This is a genomic window from Propionivibrio sp. (genome assembly GCF_047602565.1).
Taxonomy (GTDB): domain Bacteria; phylum Pseudomonadota; class Gammaproteobacteria; order Burkholderiales; family Rhodocyclaceae; genus Propionivibrio.
Genome location: NZ_JASGGX010000001.1, coordinates 1,209,346 through 1,224,120, shown reverse-complemented (window position 1 = coordinate 1,224,120; position 14,775 = coordinate 1,209,346). Strand labels below are relative to the sequence as shown.

General features: G+C 61.9%; 16 protein-coding genes. 9 read left to right on the top strand and 7 right to left on the bottom strand.

What is annotated here, in order from left to right:
• Positions 1-44: 44 nt before the first annotated feature.
• Both QM701_RS05555 and QM701_RS05550 read left to right on the top strand, forming a co-directional pair.
• Entirely contained in the window at positions 45-1,019 is a 975-nt protein-coding gene (locus tag QM701_RS05555; protein ID WP_415166095.1) for a Bug family tripartite tricarboxylate transporter substrate binding protein, read from the top strand.
• A 152-nt stretch (positions 1,020-1,171) separates the two neighbouring features.
• Positions 1,172-2,581 (top strand): enolase C-terminal domain-like protein, encoded by a 1,410-nt coding sequence (locus tag QM701_RS05550; protein WP_415166094.1) that lies wholly within the window; start codon positions 1,172-1,174, stop codon positions 2,579-2,581.
• 18 nt (positions 2,582-2,599) lie between these two features.
• On the opposite strand, the gene QM701_RS05545 is transcribed toward QM701_RS05550, so the two are convergent.
• The 4 genes from QM701_RS05545 to QM701_RS05530 all read right to left on the bottom strand — a co-directional run bounded on the left by QM701_RS05545 (position 2,600) and on the right by QM701_RS05530 (position 6,083).
• Entirely contained in the window at positions 2,600-3,892 is a 1,293-nt protein-coding gene (locus tag QM701_RS05545; protein WP_415166093.1) for an Nramp family divalent metal transporter, read from the bottom strand.
• On the bottom strand, positions 3,889-4,782 hold the full coding sequence (locus tag QM701_RS05540) for a ketopantoate reductase family protein (protein ID WP_415166092.1): 894 nt from the start codon (positions 4,780-4,782) through the stop codon (positions 3,889-3,891). Before QM701_RS05540 ends, QM701_RS05545 begins: the two co-directional genes overlap by 4 nt.
• A 46-nt stretch (positions 4,783-4,828) precedes the next feature.
• Positions 4,829-5,587, bottom strand: a complete 759-nt coding sequence (gene ppgK, locus QM701_RS05535; RefSeq protein ID WP_415166091.1) for a polyphosphate--glucose phosphotransferase — start codon at positions 5,585-5,587, stop codon at positions 4,829-4,831.
• Positions 5,588-5,729: 142 nt separating this feature from the next.
• Positions 5,730-6,083 carry a carboxymuconolactone decarboxylase family protein gene (locus QM701_RS05530; RefSeq protein WP_415166090.1) on the bottom strand — a complete coding sequence of 118 codons (354 nt, stop codon included), beginning with the start codon at positions 6,081-6,083 and terminating at the stop codon, positions 5,730-5,732.
• 74 nt (positions 6,084-6,157) lie between these two features.
• Between QM701_RS05530 and trxC the strand changes: the two genes are divergently transcribed.
• Positions 6,158-6,625 (top strand): thioredoxin TrxC, encoded by a 468-nt coding sequence (gene trxC, locus QM701_RS05525; RefSeq protein WP_415166089.1) that lies wholly within the window; start codon positions 6,158-6,160, stop codon positions 6,623-6,625.
• 27 nt (positions 6,626-6,652) lie between these two features.
• On the opposite strand, the gene QM701_RS05520 is transcribed toward trxC, so the two are convergent.
• Positions 6,653-7,099 carry a DUF2141 domain-containing protein gene (locus QM701_RS05520; protein WP_415166088.1) on the bottom strand — a complete coding sequence of 149 codons (447 nt, stop codon included), beginning with the start codon at positions 7,097-7,099 and terminating at the stop codon, positions 6,653-6,655.
• 259 nt (positions 7,100-7,358) lie between these two features.
• A complete protein-coding gene (locus QM701_RS05515; protein ID WP_415166087.1) occupies positions 7,359-8,321 on the bottom strand; it encodes a LysR family transcriptional regulator in 963 nt (320 codons plus the stop codon).
• Positions 8,322-8,476: 155 nt separating this feature from the next.
• Between QM701_RS05515 and QM701_RS05510 the strand changes: the two genes are divergently transcribed.
• The 6 genes from QM701_RS05510 to QM701_RS05485 all read left to right on the top strand — a co-directional run bounded on the left by QM701_RS05510 (position 8,477) and on the right by QM701_RS05485 (position 13,695).
• Positions 8,477-9,151 (top strand): RraA family protein, encoded by a 675-nt coding sequence (locus QM701_RS05510; protein ID WP_415166086.1) that lies wholly within the window; start codon positions 8,477-8,479, stop codon positions 9,149-9,151.
• Positions 9,152-9,280: 129 nt separating this feature from the next.
• The gene (locus tag QM701_RS05505) at positions 9,281-10,387 is read left to right on the top strand and encodes an aminotransferase class I/II-fold pyridoxal phosphate-dependent enzyme (protein ID WP_415166085.1); all 1,107 of its coding nucleotides are present in this window, start codon (positions 9,281-9,283) and stop codon (positions 10,385-10,387) included.
• Positions 10,388-10,500: 113 nt separating this feature from the next.
• Positions 10,501-11,307, top strand: coding sequence for an ABC transporter substrate-binding protein (locus tag QM701_RS05500; RefSeq protein ID WP_415166084.1), 807 nt, complete (start codon positions 10,501-10,503; stop codon positions 11,305-11,307).
• A 166-nt stretch (positions 11,308-11,473) separates the two neighbouring features.
• Positions 11,474-12,166, top strand: coding sequence for an amino acid ABC transporter permease (locus QM701_RS05495; protein WP_415166083.1), 693 nt, complete (start codon positions 11,474-11,476; stop codon positions 12,164-12,166).
• 3 nt (positions 12,167-12,169) lie between these two features.
• A complete protein-coding gene (locus QM701_RS05490; protein ID WP_415166082.1) occupies positions 12,170-12,910 on the top strand; it encodes an amino acid ABC transporter permease in 741 nt (246 codons plus the stop codon).
• Positions 12,911-12,966: 56 nt separating this feature from the next.
• The gene (locus QM701_RS05485) at positions 12,967-13,695 is read left to right on the top strand and encodes an amino acid ABC transporter ATP-binding protein (RefSeq protein WP_415166081.1); all 729 of its coding nucleotides are present in this window, start codon (positions 12,967-12,969) and stop codon (positions 13,693-13,695) included.
• 18 nt (positions 13,696-13,713) lie between these two features.
• Here the strand turns inward: QM701_RS05485 and QM701_RS05480 are convergent, their stop codons facing one another.
• Entirely contained in the window at positions 13,714-14,592 is an 879-nt protein-coding gene (locus QM701_RS05480; protein ID WP_415166080.1) for a DMT family transporter, read from the bottom strand.
• Between the last annotated feature and the right edge of the window lie 183 nt (positions 14,593-14,775).

Sequence of the window (14,775 nt, the reverse complement as noted above, 5' to 3'; positions counted from 1 at the left end):
TTTCAGCAGCCAGTGTTCTTCAACCCGATTCCAAGGAGATCGCGATGAACCGATGCACGCTTCCCCTCATGGCCGCCGCTTTGCTGGCGGGTACCTCCCTTGCCGCGCTGGCGCAGTCCTGGCCGTCGAAGCCGATCACCTACATCGTGCCGTTCACGGCGGGCGGGACGACCGACGTGGTGGGGCGCACGGTCGCGCAGCATCTGTCCGCGGCCGTCGGCCAGCCGGTGGTCGTCGAGAACCGGCCCGGCGCGGCCGGCGCCGTCGGCGCCACCGCCGCCGCCAAGGCCAAGGCGGACGGGTACACGCTGATGGGCGGAACGATCAGCACTCACGCGATCAACGCCGGCCTGTACAAGAATCTGCCTTACGATCCGGTCAAGGACTTCGATCCGATCACGCTGGTCGGCTTCATCCCCAATGCGCTGTACGTGAATGCGCAGCTGCCGGTCAATTCGGTGGCCGACCTGATCGCCCTGCTCAAGAAGGACCCGGACGCGCGCACCTTCGCCTCGTCCGGCTCGGGAACGTCGACGCATCTGGCGGGAGAGCTGCTGGCCGACATCATCGGCGTGCCCCTGACGCACGTGGCCTACAAGGGCAGCCCGCAGGCCTTCCAGGACGTGGCCGGCGGGCAGGTGGCGTTCATGTTCGACCAGTTGACCGCCGGACTGGGGCTGGTCAAGGCGGGCAAGCTGAAATTGCTCGCCGTGACCTCCGCCAAGCGCTCCCCGCTGGTGCCGGACACGCCGACGATGATGGAGGCGGGCGTCAAGGACTTCGAGATGGTGTCGTGGCAGGCGGTGTATGCGCCGCGCGGGATTCCGCAGGACATCCGCAGCCGGCTGCATGCCGAAATCACCAAGGGCTTGAAGTCGCAGGACGCGAAGGACCGGCTGGAAAAGGGCATCAGCATGGAGATCGTGGCCAGTTCCCCCGAGGAGCTGACAGCCCTGATGCAGCGGGAAATCCCGCGCTGGACCGCCCTGATCAAGAAGTCGGGCGCCTCGGCGGAATGACGCGGCCCCGCGCCTGAAAAGCGGCACGCAAAACGCTTTCATCTGCTCCGGGAGCTCATCCTCTCGCTCCCGGCGCGGCTTTTTATTCTGCCGGCGCCTGCCGCTCGACGGGCGGGCGCGCGGCCCGATGGACTACTTACCGGAACCGAACGATGAACGACAACGATTCAAGCCGGAGCACGGCGGGCGGGACGCCGCCCGTCGTCGACATGCAGGTGATTCCCGTCGCCGGGCGGGACAGCATGCTGCTCAACCTGTGCGGCGCGCACGGGCCGTTCTTCACCCGCAACCTGGTCATGCTCAAGGACGGCGCCGGCCGCATCGGCATCGGCGAGGTGCCGGGCGGCGAGGGCATCCGGCAGGCGCTGGAGCGTTCCCACGAACTGGTGGTCGGCCGGCGCATCGGCTCGTATCACGCCATCCTCAACGGCATCCGGCACTCCTTCGCGGGCGGGCGGACGGCCCGCCAGGCGACCGTGCATGAAGTGACGTCCGCTGCGGAGGCGCGGGTCCTGGCGCAGCCGCATGAGATCAACCTGCGGATGGACAACGTGATCACTGCCGTGGAAGCGGCCCTGCTCGACCTGCTCGGCCAGCATCTCGGCGTGCCGGTGTGCGAGCTTCTCGGGGCCGGCAGGCAGCGCGACGCGGTGCGCATGCTGGGCTACCTGTTCTACATCGGCGACCGTACCCGGACCGATCTGCCTTATCCCGCCGAACCGCAGGCGAAGAGCGGATGGCATCGCCTGCGCCACGAAGAGGCGTTGACGCCCGAAGCGCTCGTACGCCTGGCGGAGGCTTCGGCGGAGGCGTACGGATTCGCCGATTTCAAGCTCAAGGGCGGCGTGATGCGCGCGGAAGATGAGGTGGAGGCCATCGCCGCGATCAAGCGACGTTTTCCGCGGGCGCGCGTCACGCTCGACCCGAACGGCGCCTGGTCGCTGGCCGAAGCCGTCGCGGCGTGCCAGGGGCGGGGTTCCGTCATGGCCTACGCCGAAGACCCGTGCGGACCGGAGGACGGTTATTCGGGCCGCGAGATCATGGCCGAATTCAAACGCGCCACCGGCATCCCGACGGCGACCAACATGGTCGCCACCGACTGGCGCCAGCTCAGCCACTCGCTGAAGCTGGACGCCGTGGACATCCCGCTGGCCGACCCGCACTTCTGGACCATGCAGGGGTCCGTGCGCGTCGCCCAGATGTGCGATGAATTCGGCCTGACCTGGGGATCGCATTCCAACAATCACTTCGATGTTTCGCTGGCGATGTTCACGCACGTGGCGGCGGCGGCGCCCGGCGAGATCACGGCGATCGACACGCACTGGATCTGGCAGGAAGGCCGGGAGCGCCTGACCCGGGAACCGTTGCGCATCGTCGACGGGCACGTGCGGGTGCCGGACAGGCCCGGCCTGGGCATCGAACCGGACATGGAGCGGATTTTCGAGGCGAATGCGCTGTACGGCAGGATCGGTGCCGTCGCGCGCGACGACGCCGCGTCCATGCAATATCTCTTCCCCGGCTGGAAATACGATCCGAAGCGGCCGAGCATCGGCCGGGGCTGACGCCGTCGTTGCGGGGAGTCAGCCCAGCATGCCCCTGGCGAGATCGAACAGCAGGTACAGGTTGAGCGCCGTGATGATCGCCCCGAAGAAGATCAGCAGCCAGCGGGTGCCCGGCGGATTGACGTGGATGCCCATCACCTCCCGCGAGGAAGTGAGGCGGACCAGCAGGTAGATGGTGAAGGGCAGCTGCAGCGAGAGCACGACCTGCGACAGCACCAGTCCCTGCAGCGTGTCCTCGATCAGGAAAATGATCGCCAGCGAAAACCCGAGCACGAGGTTGACGCCGAGCCGCGAGTGCTTGTCCTTGATGTCGTAGGGTTCGCCGAACAGGCCGGCGAAGATGCTGCCGCCGGCGACGCCGGCGGTGATCGACGAGGCGATCCCGGCGCACAGCAGGGCGAAGGCGAACACCAGCGCCGCGCCCTTGCCGAGGATGGGTTCCAGCAGCACCGACGCCTGCGAGAGGTCGACGACGTCGACGCTGGCGGTGAAGAAGGTGTAGGCCGCCACGATGATCATGGCGCTGTTGATCGCCCAGCCGATGCCCATGGACAGGAGCGTGTCCAGGAATTCGTACTTGAGCTGGCGCTTGATGACCTGTTCGTCTTCCAGGTTCCATTGCCGGCTCTGGATGATTTCCGAATGCAGGAACAGGTTGTGCGGCATGACCACGGCGCCGAGCAGGCTCATCACCAGCACGATCGATCCGTCGGGCAGGGTGGGAGTCAGCCAGTGGCGGACCATGGTGCCCCAGTCGACCGGCACCAGGTGCAGCTCGTAGATGAACGAGACACCGATGATCGAGACGAAGCCGATGATGATCGTTTCGATGCGCTTGTACGAGTTGCTGTAGAGGAAGAAGGCGACGAACAGCGTGGCGCCCACCGCCGCCAGCTTGACCGGGATGCCGAGCAGCATGTTGATGGCGATGGCCGCGCCGAGCAGTTCGGCGACTTCCGTCGAAATGGCCGCGAGCACCGCCGAGCCGATCAGGAAGCGGCCGGTGCGCGCCGGCAGGTGGTGCGTGGCCGCCTCGGAGAGGCACAGCCCGGTGGCGATGCCCAGGTGCGCCGCGTTGTGCTGCAGCACGATCAGCATCAGCGTGGACAGCGTGATGACCCACAGCAGGATGCTGCCGAACTGCGCGCCGCCGGAAATGTTGGCGGCCCAGTTGCCCGGATCGATGAAGCCGACGGTGACCAGCAGGCCGGGTCCGATGTAGCGGAAGATTTCGAGCGCCGTCAGCGAGGGCGGGCGCGTTTCCTTGTTGAATTCGGCGAGCCGGCGCTTCAGCCGGGCGAGCAGGTTCATGACGATCGCGATTCCAGGAGTTTCACCAGAGTGTACAACAGCCGGTTGACGGGCACGGCGACGCCGAGCTCATCGCCCCGGCGCACGATGCAGCCGTTCAGGTGATCGATCTCGGTGGGGCGGCCCCGCTGCAGATCCTGCGCGGTCGAGGAGATCTGTCCGGGCATGGCCTGGGGAATGCGCCCGACGCTTTCCCACACGTCCCCGGCCGGCACGACGCCCGCTTTATCCGCCACCGCCAGGCATTCGTTGACCACGTCGCGCAGCACCTGCGCCACGCCGGCGTGTTGCGCGAGCCGGGCGTAGGGCAGGGCAGTGATGGCCGACAGCGCGTTGTACGCGCAGTTGACGATCAGCTTGGTCCACAGCTCGCCGTCGATGTTGCCGGAGATTTCGACCGGAATCCCGGCCCCGGCGAAGAGCGCCGCCACCCGGCCGGCGCGCGGAGTGTCGCCGAGCACCAGCCGGCCGCCGCCGTGATGCCGCACGTGTCCGTCGCCGGCCATCTGCGTCGCCACGTAGACGGCAGCCGGGATGATCTCCTGCGGCAGGGCGGCGCGCAGCAGGTCCGGGTTGTCGACGCCGTTCTGCAGGCTGACGACGATGGCATCGGCGGCGAGATGCGGCTGCATCGCGGCGGCCGCCGGCGCCGTATCGGACGTCTTTACGCAGCACAGCACCAGTTCGGCGTCCCGCACGCCGTCGGCGCCGGTCGTCGCGGCGAGCGGGATGCGGCCGGACGAGCCGGCCGTTTCCAGCAGCAGGCCGTGGCGCGCGACCGCCTCCACGTGGCGCGCGCGGCCGATCAGCCGCACCTCGTGTCCGGCCCGCGCGAGCAGGCCGCCGTAGTAGCAGCCCACCGCGCCGGCGCCCATGACCGCGATCTTCATCGGATTCCCCCGGATTCCCTTCGACGCATCATTTACTGCCGGCGTATCACGCGCCTGCCGCCTTGCGCAGCGACTCCTCGGCGAACAGCGCCGCGCCGACGATCCCCGCCCGATTGAGGAAGCCGGCGGCCACGACCGGCGCCTTGGTGGTGAGCGTCGGCGAGAACTTGTTCAGCTTTTCGCTGACGCCGCCGCCGAGAATGATCAGGTCCGGCCAGAGCAGGCCTTCCATCGTGCGCAGGTAAAGGTTCAGGCGTTCGCCCCAGTCCTTCCATTTGAGCTTCTTGGTCACGCGCACCGCTTCCGAGGCGTAGCGTTCGGCCTCCTGCCCGTTTTCCAGGAAAACGTGCCCCAGCTCGGTGTTGGGCAGCAGGTGCCCGCCGCTGAACAGCGCCGTGCCGAGCCCGGTGCCGATGGTGATGATCAGCACCACGCCGGCATGGCCCTTGCCGGCGCCGAAGCGCATCTCGGCCAGGCCGGCGACGTCGGCGTCGTTGGCGATGAAGACGCGGCGGCCGGTTTCGCGGGAGAAATAGTCGGTGATCGGCAGGCCGATGAACGACTTGTCGACGTTGGCCGCGGTGCGCGCCACGCCATGCTGGATCGCCGCCGGAAAGCCGATGCCGACCGGGCCGTTCCAGCCATGGTGCCGGAGCACCTCGCCGAGCGCCCTGGCCACCGCCTTGGGCGTGGCCGGGCGCGGCGTGGCGATCCGGTGCTTCTCGTCCAGCAGCTCCCCGGTCGCCGTCTCGACGATCGCCGATTTGATCCCCGTTCCGCCGACATCGATGCCCAAAATTTCCACGTCGCTCCCTTTCCTCTGTCCGTCCAACGGCCGTTCAACGCATGAATCATCGTCGGATTTTGCCGTGTAATCAAACGGACCGTGGACGGGCCGGGAGTTTTTCCCTCGCCGCGTGGCCGGGACCGGGTTCGGCGGGCGAAGGTCAGGCCGCCTTTTCCCCGCCGAACTCCTCGTAGGCCTGCAGGGCTTCCGCCGCAGTCATCACCGACGGGCCGCCGCCCATGTAGATGGCGACCTGCACCATCTCCTCGAACTCCTGGCGCGTCACGCCCATGCGCACGCAGGCCTGCGCGTGGAAACCGAGGCAGCCCTGGCAGCGGGCGGCGATGCCGATGGCGGTGGCGATCAGCTCCTTGGTCTTGGCCGACAGCGCGCCGTCGGCGTGCGTGGCCTTGGCCATCTGCTGGAAACCTTGCATGGTTTCCGGAATCTCCTTGTTCAGTTCCTTGAGTTTGCCGCCGATGTCGGTGACGATCTGCTTGTAGCTGGAAGTCATGTCTTCTCCTTGAGTTGGGTTGAATAGCTTTGGTTATTATAATATAAGAATAATCTAATATATAGAGGTGGCGCATGGAACGAGTGATTCAACTGGTCTGCCCGCACTGCGACGCGGTCAATCGCCTGCAGGCGGAGCGTTTGGACGAAGGTCCGGTGTGCGGACGCTGCAAGCGGCCGCTCTTTCCCGGCGAGCCGATCGAGCTCACCGGCGCGAATTTCGACCGGCACGTGGAAAAGTCCGATTTCCCGGTGCTCGTCGATTTCTGGGCGCCGTGGTGCGGTCCGTGCCGGATGATGGCGCCGGTCATCGCCGAGGCGGCGCGCGTCCTGGCGCCGGCGGTGCGGGTCGCCAAGCTCGATACCGAGGCGGAGGCCGGCATCGCCGCGCGCTTCGCCATCCGCAGCATCCCGACGCTGGCGATTTTCCAGGCCGGCCGCGTCGTGCAGCAACGCGCCGGCGCGATGAGCCTCGCCGCGCTGCTGGCGTGGGTCCGGGCGGTGGTGCCGGCGGCGGGAACGCCGGGCGCGGGGCGGGGATGAGCGGGGAGAGATTTCCCCGCGCGCGAGTCAGTCGCGCAGCCTGATCACGATCGGCGCGCGGTCCGGCGGGTTGCCGGGGCGTATCGCCGCATCGGGAAACTTGGGCTTCCCGAACACCTCGGGGTTGCGGCTCAGGCCATACGGCTCTTGCGGAATCATGCCGAGCAGCCGGTTCATCTTGCCGTCGCCATCCTTGTCCTGGAAGACCACCAGCGCGTACTCGGCCGCATCGGGTACCTCGACCCGCACCGTCAGGTCGTTCCGCTCCCCGGACGGCCGCGGGTAGCTGCGGTGGACCGCGGCGTTTTCTTCCTTCGGGAAGCCCTCGGGCGAGGTGAACACGTAAATGTGCACGTCGCCGGCGGCCGCCAGCCCTTCGACGCGCACGTCGAGTTCGGCCGCGGCGGCTGGCAGGGCAAGCAGAGAAAGGAACCCGCCAGCGAGGGCGGTACGCAGACTTTTCTGGCAGAACATGGTTTTGTCCATCTGGCCTATCTTACCCGCAACCGCTCGAGCCTGCAGCCCAGTTCGTTGACCCACAAACAGAGGAGGATCACTGTGCCTTTAAGTCCTAGTTGTGCTTCATCCATGATTCGTCTGGTTATCAGTAACTGCTCCGCCTGTACTGCTAGGCGATTACCCGTACGCTACGGTTGCTTCTCGATGCAATACGAGCCGCGTGTCGGAGTGACGGTATACGGCCTGTAGGGAGCGCACACGCCGCGTATCCCGGTCACCCAGTCTGATGACGCGCAACTGACGACCGGGTGATCTGTCCAGAGGTATCGCCGCGCTTTGCTTGAAACAACTTTGAAAAATCGCAGCATTCCTTGGCGATATTAGTGATGGAGGTCAGTAGAGCGCTGTGCGCTTCGGCCTTGCATACGGCCACGAACGGGATGGCTGGAAGCGCCGGCCGGGTGTGGATGATTTCCAGCATGCCCGACTCGATCAGTTGGGTCATGCACTGTTTCGGCAGGCCGCTGACCCCCAGCCCGGAAATGGTCAGCCCTATCATCGCGATCAAACTGTTGGAGTCAATGTGATTGACGGGCTTGATGCCGAGATCGTCGAGCCAACGGCCATGCAGTAAACCCGACCCGGATCGGTTTCCCTGAATCAGCAGCGGGAATTTTGCGAGCTCGTGCATCGAGATTGGCGCTCTGCCATGTTTGATGAGGCCTGGCTTGCACATCCATGCATTGTCTACCTTGCTGAGCGGGGTGACGCGAAACAGGGATTCATGAAAAATGTGGGGCACGATGACGAGATCAACTTTATCAGCCAGTAATTTGTCTCTCAGATTCACGCTGTGATCGACATCGGACTCTACGATGGCTCTGGGATAAAATTGCTGGATTTTATCTACGAATTGAGGGAGCCAGGTAAGCGCCGTCATTTCAGTAACACCCAGACTGATACGGCGCTCCAGTACTTCCGAACGGCTGAAAGCCTCGATCACCTGATCACGATGTGCAAGCAGTCGCTCGGCTTGCAGCAACAGTTCCTCCCCTTTTTCCGTCAGTCGGGCCGTGCGCCGATTGCGATCGAAAAGTTCAGTCTCGAAATAGTCTTCCAATTCCTGAATTCGTTTCGAGATGGCCGATTGCGTCGTGTGCAGCTTGGCCGCCGCCTGCGAAAAGCTTCCTAGCTTGACGATCCAATGGAGCGCTTCCAATTGCTTGAATGTCATCATCGCTACGTCGGCCTTTCTCTATCGCTGTGTCATTATCTAAAAAAGTGATTTTTTTATATTAAAAAATATCGTTTTTTTTATTATAAGGAAATGCCCAGAATCCATGTCGAACATACGGTGTTTGCCGTACATAGGCGTAATGGAGGATACAGAGCATGCAAGAGCCAGGGTTCCGGGTACTGCCAAGAGACTGCAGACCGCTTTCCAGCGAAACGATCCAGAAATTCCGATCTGTAGCAACCGCCCACATCAGCGACAACCTGCATAGAGCCTCGGGCATTCTGGGGCTGAATCCTTATCACCGGCCTTCCCCCTTGGCAGGAAGGGCTCTGACCGTCAAGACCCGTGCGGGCGACAATCTGATGATTCACAAAGCGATGACAATGCTGCAACCGGATGATGTATTGGTCGTCGACGGATACGGAGATACGAGTAATGCGCTGGTTGGTGAGTTGATGAAGCTGACGGCGGAATCGAGGGGCTGTGTGGGGTTCATCATCAACGGCGCCATCAGGGATGTCGCCGCTTATCGCTCATCCACGTTTCCATGCTATGCGAAAGGGGTGACCCATCGCGGGCCGTACAAGGAAGGTCCAGGCGAGGTCAATGTCCCCGTTGCAATCGGCGGTACCGTCATCAATCCTGGTGATCTGGTGGTCGGTGATGAAGATGGACTGGTTGTACTTCCGCCCGATGATGCGAGCCGTGTGCTCGAGCTTGCCAATGCGCTGCACCGGAAAGAAGAGGAGATTCGCCTGGCGATAGCGTCGAGAAAGCTCGACGTGTCATGGATCGATGCCGTGCTGAAAGCCAAAGGCATAGTGTCGTAGGTTTGGATCGTTGGAAGTTTCGAGTCGAATATGTCATTAAAGTTATCAGAAAGAATAGAGAGAATTCGCCCCTCACCCAGTGCTGCGGCGAATGACAAGGCCAGAGCGCTGAAGGAGGCAGGTAGAACGGTGGTCAACCTGACCATCGGAGAGCCTGATTACGATACTCCGGACCACGTCAAAACAGCGGCGGTCGACGCGATCTGGAGGGGCGACACGAAGTACACTCACGGTAAAGGAACGCTGCCGCTACGCCGCGCAATTGTCCAAAAATTCAAAAGAGATAACGATCTCACATACGATGTCGAAGAGGTCTTCGTTGGCGCCGGTGCCAAGCAGGTCATCTATAACGCCTTCGCGACCACCTTGAATCATGGGGATGAAGTAATCATTCCCGCTCCATATTGGGTCTCGTACCCTGACATCGCCCAGTATCACGGGGGGCAGCCGGTCATCGTTCCCTGTTCTGAAAGCAGCGGCTACAAGTTGCGCGCCGACGCATTGGCGGCGGTGATCACGGCGCGTACCCGCTGGTTGGTCCTCAATTCGCCTAACAATCCGACGGGGGCGGTTTACGACGAACAGGAACTGCGTGCGTTGGGAGACGTGCTGAAGCGTCATCCCCATGTCTGGGTGATGACGGATGACATTTATGAGCATCTTCGCTTCAGCGATTCGAAATTCACCACCTTTGCGCAGGCTGTCCCCGAACTGACCGAAAGGGTCTTGACCATCAATGGGGTTTCGAAGGCTTATGCGATGACAGGCTGGCGTATCGGCTACGCAGGCGGGCCCCGGATGCTGATCGACGCCATGTCGAAACTGCAATCGCAAAGTGCATCGTGTGTCACTTCGATCAGTCAGGAAGCGGCGCGGATTGCATTGATTGGGGAGCAAGGTTCGATTCGGGAGAATGTGAAGAATCTGCACGAGAAACGCGATCTTGCACTGTCGATTCTGGAGGGAACCCAGGGATTGTCGATCGTCGAGCCGGAGGGCGCTTTCTACCTCTTCCCCTCGTGCGCCGGCCTCATGGGTAAGCGCACGGCCGATGGGGGGCGCATCGACAGCGATGACGATCTCGTACTGCATTTGCTGGAACAGGGCGGCGTAGCCGTCGTGAGCGGGTCTGCTTATGGCCTATCGCCCGCATTCCGCATTTCGATTGCCACATCGGTCGATGAGCTTGTTGATGGATGCCAACGGATCAGGCAATGCTGCAATGCATTAGTTTAGCCATTGAAGATTTTTACTATGTGATAAGGAGTGTAAGCGTGAAAACTGGCCAACTAGGTGGTTTCTTCGGTTTGGTGCGTCATGCAGGCAGGGGGTCGAGGCGCAGGTCCTGCATGTCGTTCATGGGCGCTGTCGCTGCCGTTGCATTGATGAGCGGGAATGCCTTTTCCGATCAACTCGAGGACATCAAAGCGAGAGGGACTCTGATTTGCGGGACGCTCGGCACTGCGGAGCCCTTCAGTTTCCAGGATCCTAAAACACGAGAAATCATCGGTTTCGATGTCGATGCCTGCAAAGCAGTCGCCGCAGACCTGGGTGTCAAATTGCAAGTGCAGATGGTCGCCGTCGACGCCAGAATCCCTTCGCTGATGCAGGGCCGGGTTGACATTCTGGCGGCCAACCTGGGGTACACCAAGGCACGCGCAGAGCAGATCGATTATAGCCACAGCTACTTCGTCAGCATGCAGAAGCTGCTGGTGAGAGCAGATTCGGGCATCGATAGCCGCGAGCAACTGAAAGGCAAAAGGATCGCCGCGACCAAAGGATCGACCTCGGAAATGGCGGTACGGCGTGAAATCCCGGAGGCGCAAACCACGACCTACAACGACGGTACGGCGGCCTATCTCGCCGTGGTGCAGAACAAGGTGTCGGCGTTCTGCTCCTCTGAACTGAACCTGGTCAAGCTGAAAGACCAGAGTGAAAAAACGCAACCTCTCAAGATCTTGGACGACGTCCTGATGGTCGAAGCTTGGGGACTGGGCGTGCGGAAAGGTGAAAAGAATTTCCTCGATCAGGTCAACAAAACGCTTGCACGTCTCGAAACCACGGGTGAAATCGACGTTACCTTCAAAAAATGGTTCGGAAACGACACGATCTATAAAATGAAGCGTGAGTATCAGATCGCCGAGATCAAGGACTGAGAGCGGGCTGCCGTGACTCCCCAATCATTTCTGGCTTTATCATCCGGTCGGGATGAGAGGGGCGTCCAGCCGATGTGCGACGCAAGCGGGAGTCGTCAGTCTCTGCCGCCTTCTGTCGAGCTGCCGGCCCAATCGACCTGCGTAACACTGCACACACGCTCTTGATATGCAATTCAATTTCAGCGTCGTACTGGCCGGGGAATATCCCATTGGGCTGCTGAAAGGTCTCTGGCTGACCCTGCAGCTCTCCGTTGCCGCGTGGTCGTTGGGCTTCTTTTTAGCTATCCTGCTGGCGGGCATTCGGAGCACGCCTTTCAAACCCTTGCAGTGGCTTGTCGCTACTTATGTCGAGTATCAGCGTAACGTGCCGCTGCTGGTCCATATTCTATTCTGGTACTTCGGTGTTCCGGAATTGCTGCCGCAAGAGGCGCGTGACTGGCTGATCGCCCACAACATGGAATTTCTGTCCGCCATGATGGCGCTTGGGCTGTGCGCAGCCGCGTACATGTCGGAGGACTTGCGGAGCGGTATCCGGGCGATCCCATCCTCTCAGATCGAGGCGGCACGGGCGCTCGGATTGAGCTATCTCAAGACCATGCGTCTCGTCGTCATGCCGCAGGCCATCCGTGCCTCCATTCCGCCTCTGGTCAGCCAGGCGCTGCTGCTGTTCAAGAACTCCAGCTTGGCGATGGCGATCGGCTTGGCGGAACTGATGTATAAAACGCGCGAAATCGAAAACGACACCTTTCGCACGTTTGAGATCTATGCGATATGCACCTTGATCTATCTGTCAGTGTCGTTCGGGATCATGGCGTTCGGCCAGCGGATCGAACGGCGTTTGCGCCGCCGCGGAGGTTGATGTATGTGGGACGTGCTTCGCGACAATTGGTTGCTGCTTCTCATCGGCCAGTATCCCCATGGTCCGCTCGGCGGCTTGAGCCTGACATTCATCATCGCAATCCTGGGACTTGTACTTTCGTTTCCCTTGGCGATTCTTCTTGCATTGGCCCGCCTCAGTCCTTTTCGCCTGATCTACTATCCTGCATTCGCTTTGATCCAGGTGGTCAGGGGCTTGCCGTTCCTGATGTTCATTTTCTGGGTCTACTTTTTCCTGCCTGCCATTACCGGAAAGGCCATCTCGGGTTTCACGACCCTGGTGTGCGCACTGATCATCTACGAGTGCGCGTATTTATCGGAGATCATCCGGGGCGGAATAGAAGCGTTGCCGGAGGGGCAGATGGCGGCGGCCCGGTCGCTGGGGCTCGGCTACTTCAAGGCGATGCGCGGCGTCATTCTTCCCCAGGCGCTCTACAACGTACTGCCGAGCCTGGTCAGTCAGTTCGTATCGACGATCAAGGAAACATCGCTCGGTTATGTGATCAGCGTTCACGAGCTTACCTTTGCCGCCAATCAGATCAATAGCGTTTTGCTGACGAAACCGGCAGAGGTGTACGGCATCCTGGCGATAACCTATTTTTTGCTTTGCTTCACGTTGACACAGATTGCCCGCCGCGTCGATCGGATGATTACCAGGAAGCGGGGAGGTGGTGGGCCGCGGGGCGGCGAACAGGACATGGTGCCGGCTGAGAGCAAACCGGCCTGAGGATCGTGATTTTGGCTGTTGTTGGCGTTGATGATTGATAGGTGGACGGGGCTGCGATGATCGAGTTTAGAAGCGTCGGCAAATGGTATGGCGATTTCCAAGTATTGAAGGATATCGACGAAACGATCGCCAAGGGCGAGGTAGTCGTTGTCTGCGGGCCGTCAGGTTCCGGCAAATCGACGCTGATTCGGACCATCAATCGCCTGGAGCCCATTCAGGCAGGAAATATCCGCATTGGTGGCGTAGATATCCATTCGAAGTCGGTGTCGTTGAATGAGTTCAGAGGTGGAATCGGCTTCGTGTTTCAGCAATTCAATCTCTTCCCTCATTTGACGGCCATCGAAAATATCACGCTTGCGCCCCGCCAAGTCTTGGGCATCAGTGCGGCCGAGGCGAAAGAACGGGGGAGGAAACTGCTGGACCGGGTAGGACTGCTCAGCAAGGAGAATGCCTATCCAATACACTTGTCCGGAGGGCAGCAGCAGCGCGTGGCGATTGCCCGCGCCCTCGCCATGGAGCCCCCGATCATGCTGTTCGATGAACCAACGAGCGCGCTTGATCCTGAAATGGTCGGAGAGGTGCTTGGCGTCATGAAGCAGTTAGCGAAGGAAGGCATGACGATGGTTTGCGTGACGCATGAGATGGGCTTTGCCCGGGAGGTCGCCGACCGTGTGATCTTCATGGACTCAGGCAGCATCATGGAACGGAACGACCCCGCCAGTTTTTTCAACAGCCCGCAGCATCCGAGAACACAAAAATTCCTGGCCGACGTTCTGGTCAGGTAGGGCGCCACCCTCCCTGCTTCAGAGCAATCGCTCCGTCCGCCGCCTCCCGAGCTTGCGTCCGAGGCCGTTGACCCACAGCGAGAAAAGAATCACCGTGCCGCCCATCGTCAGCGTGCGCAGATTGGCGTCGCGGTTCCAGATCAGCAGGTTGACGATGAGGCCGGCCGGCACGTGCAGTTCGTTCATGATCGCCAGCGTGCCGGCGTCAACCCGCGTGCTGCCCTTGACCCAGCCGTACATGCCCAGCGCCGTGGCGAACAGGCCCATCCACGCCAGCACGCCCCATTGGGTGGCGGTCTGCGGTAGTTTGGACAGGTCGCCGAACAGCAGGAAGGACGGGACCACCAGCACCATCGCGCCGAGGAAGAAATGGCCGAAGAAGCGGTGCAGCGGCAGATCAGTCGGATACTTGGCGAGTAGCTGGCGGCACAGCACCTGGCCGGCGGCGAAGGTGGCGTTGGCCAGTTGCAGCAGCAGGAAGCCGATCAGGTATTCGCCCTCGATCTTGTGGAAGCGGATGATGATGCCGCCGGTGACCGCCACGGCGGCGGCGACCAGCGACCAGGGATTGAAGCGCCTGGCCAGGCCGTCGTCGAGCAGGGTCACGTAGATCGGCGTGAGCACGGTGAACAGCAGGACTTCCGGCACGGTGAGCACGTTGAAGCTGCGGTACAGGCACAGGTAGGTGATGCCGAACTGCAGCGCGCCGGCCAGCCACAGGCCGCCGACTAGCCGCCACGGCAGGTTGCGCCAGCGGGTGAAGGGAATGAATACGGCGGCGGCGATGGCCACGCGCACGAGCACGGCGAAGTCGGCGTCCACGCGGCCGGCGATGTATTGGCCGATCAGGCTGAAGGAAAACGCCCAGAGGACGGTGACCAGAACGAGGTAAGGCATGGATGAGGCGATCCCGCTGAAAAACGTTGTCGGAAAGGCCGCGGCACCCTGGAAAAAAATGGCGACGCGGCGGCCAGGGAGAGGGAGAACCGTCGCGTCGGCGGAAATCCGCACCGGCGATCCTACGCTACCGCCATCCCTCCCGCGTACATCGGATTTCCACAATTCTATTGCATTTCCCGG

Excerpts from the sequence above, each read along its gene's own strand:
- QM701_RS05555 (WP_415166095.1), top strand. The coding sequence starts at position 45 with ATGAACCGATGCACGCTTCCCCTCATGGCCGCCGCTTTGCTGGCGGGT.
- QM701_RS05550 (WP_415166094.1), top strand. The coding sequence starts at position 1,172 with ATGAACGACAACGATTCAAGCCGGAGCACGGCGGGCGGGACGCCGCCC.
- QM701_RS05545 (WP_415166093.1), bottom strand. The coding sequence starts at position 3,892 with ATGAACCTGCTCGCCCGGCTGAAGCGCCGGCTCGCCGAATTCAACAAG.
- QM701_RS05540 (WP_415166092.1), bottom strand. The coding sequence starts at position 4,782 with ATGAAGATCGCGGTCATGGGCGCCGGCGCGGTGGGCTGCTACTACGGC.
- QM701_RS05530 (WP_415166090.1), bottom strand. The coding sequence starts at position 6,083 with ATGACTTCCAGCTACAAGCAGATCGTCACCGACATCGGCGGCAAACTC.
- trxC (WP_415166089.1), top strand. The coding sequence starts at position 6,158 with ATGGAACGAGTGATTCAACTGGTCTGCCCGCACTGCGACGCGGTCAAT.
- QM701_RS05520 (WP_415166088.1), bottom strand. The coding sequence starts at position 7,099 with ATGTTCTGCCAGAAAAGTCTGCGTACCGCCCTCGCTGGCGGGTTCCTT.
- QM701_RS05515 (WP_415166087.1), bottom strand. The coding sequence starts at position 8,321 with ATGATGACATTCAAGCAATTGGAAGCGCTCCATTGGATCGTCAAGCTA.
- QM701_RS05510 (WP_415166086.1), top strand. The coding sequence starts at position 8,477 with ATGCAAGAGCCAGGGTTCCGGGTACTGCCAAGAGACTGCAGACCGCTT.
- QM701_RS05500 (WP_415166084.1), top strand. The coding sequence starts at position 10,501 with ATGTCGTTCATGGGCGCTGTCGCTGCCGTTGCATTGATGAGCGGGAAT.
- QM701_RS05495 (WP_415166083.1), top strand. The coding sequence starts at position 11,474 with ATGCAATTCAATTTCAGCGTCGTACTGGCCGGGGAATATCCCATTGGG.
- QM701_RS05490 (WP_415166082.1), top strand. The coding sequence starts at position 12,170 with ATGTGGGACGTGCTTCGCGACAATTGGTTGCTGCTTCTCATCGGCCAG.
- QM701_RS05485 (WP_415166081.1), top strand. The coding sequence starts at position 12,967 with ATGATCGAGTTTAGAAGCGTCGGCAAATGGTATGGCGATTTCCAAGTA.
- QM701_RS05480 (WP_415166080.1), bottom strand. The coding sequence starts at position 14,592 with ATGCCTTACCTCGTTCTGGTCACCGTCCTCTGGGCGTTTTCCTTCAGC.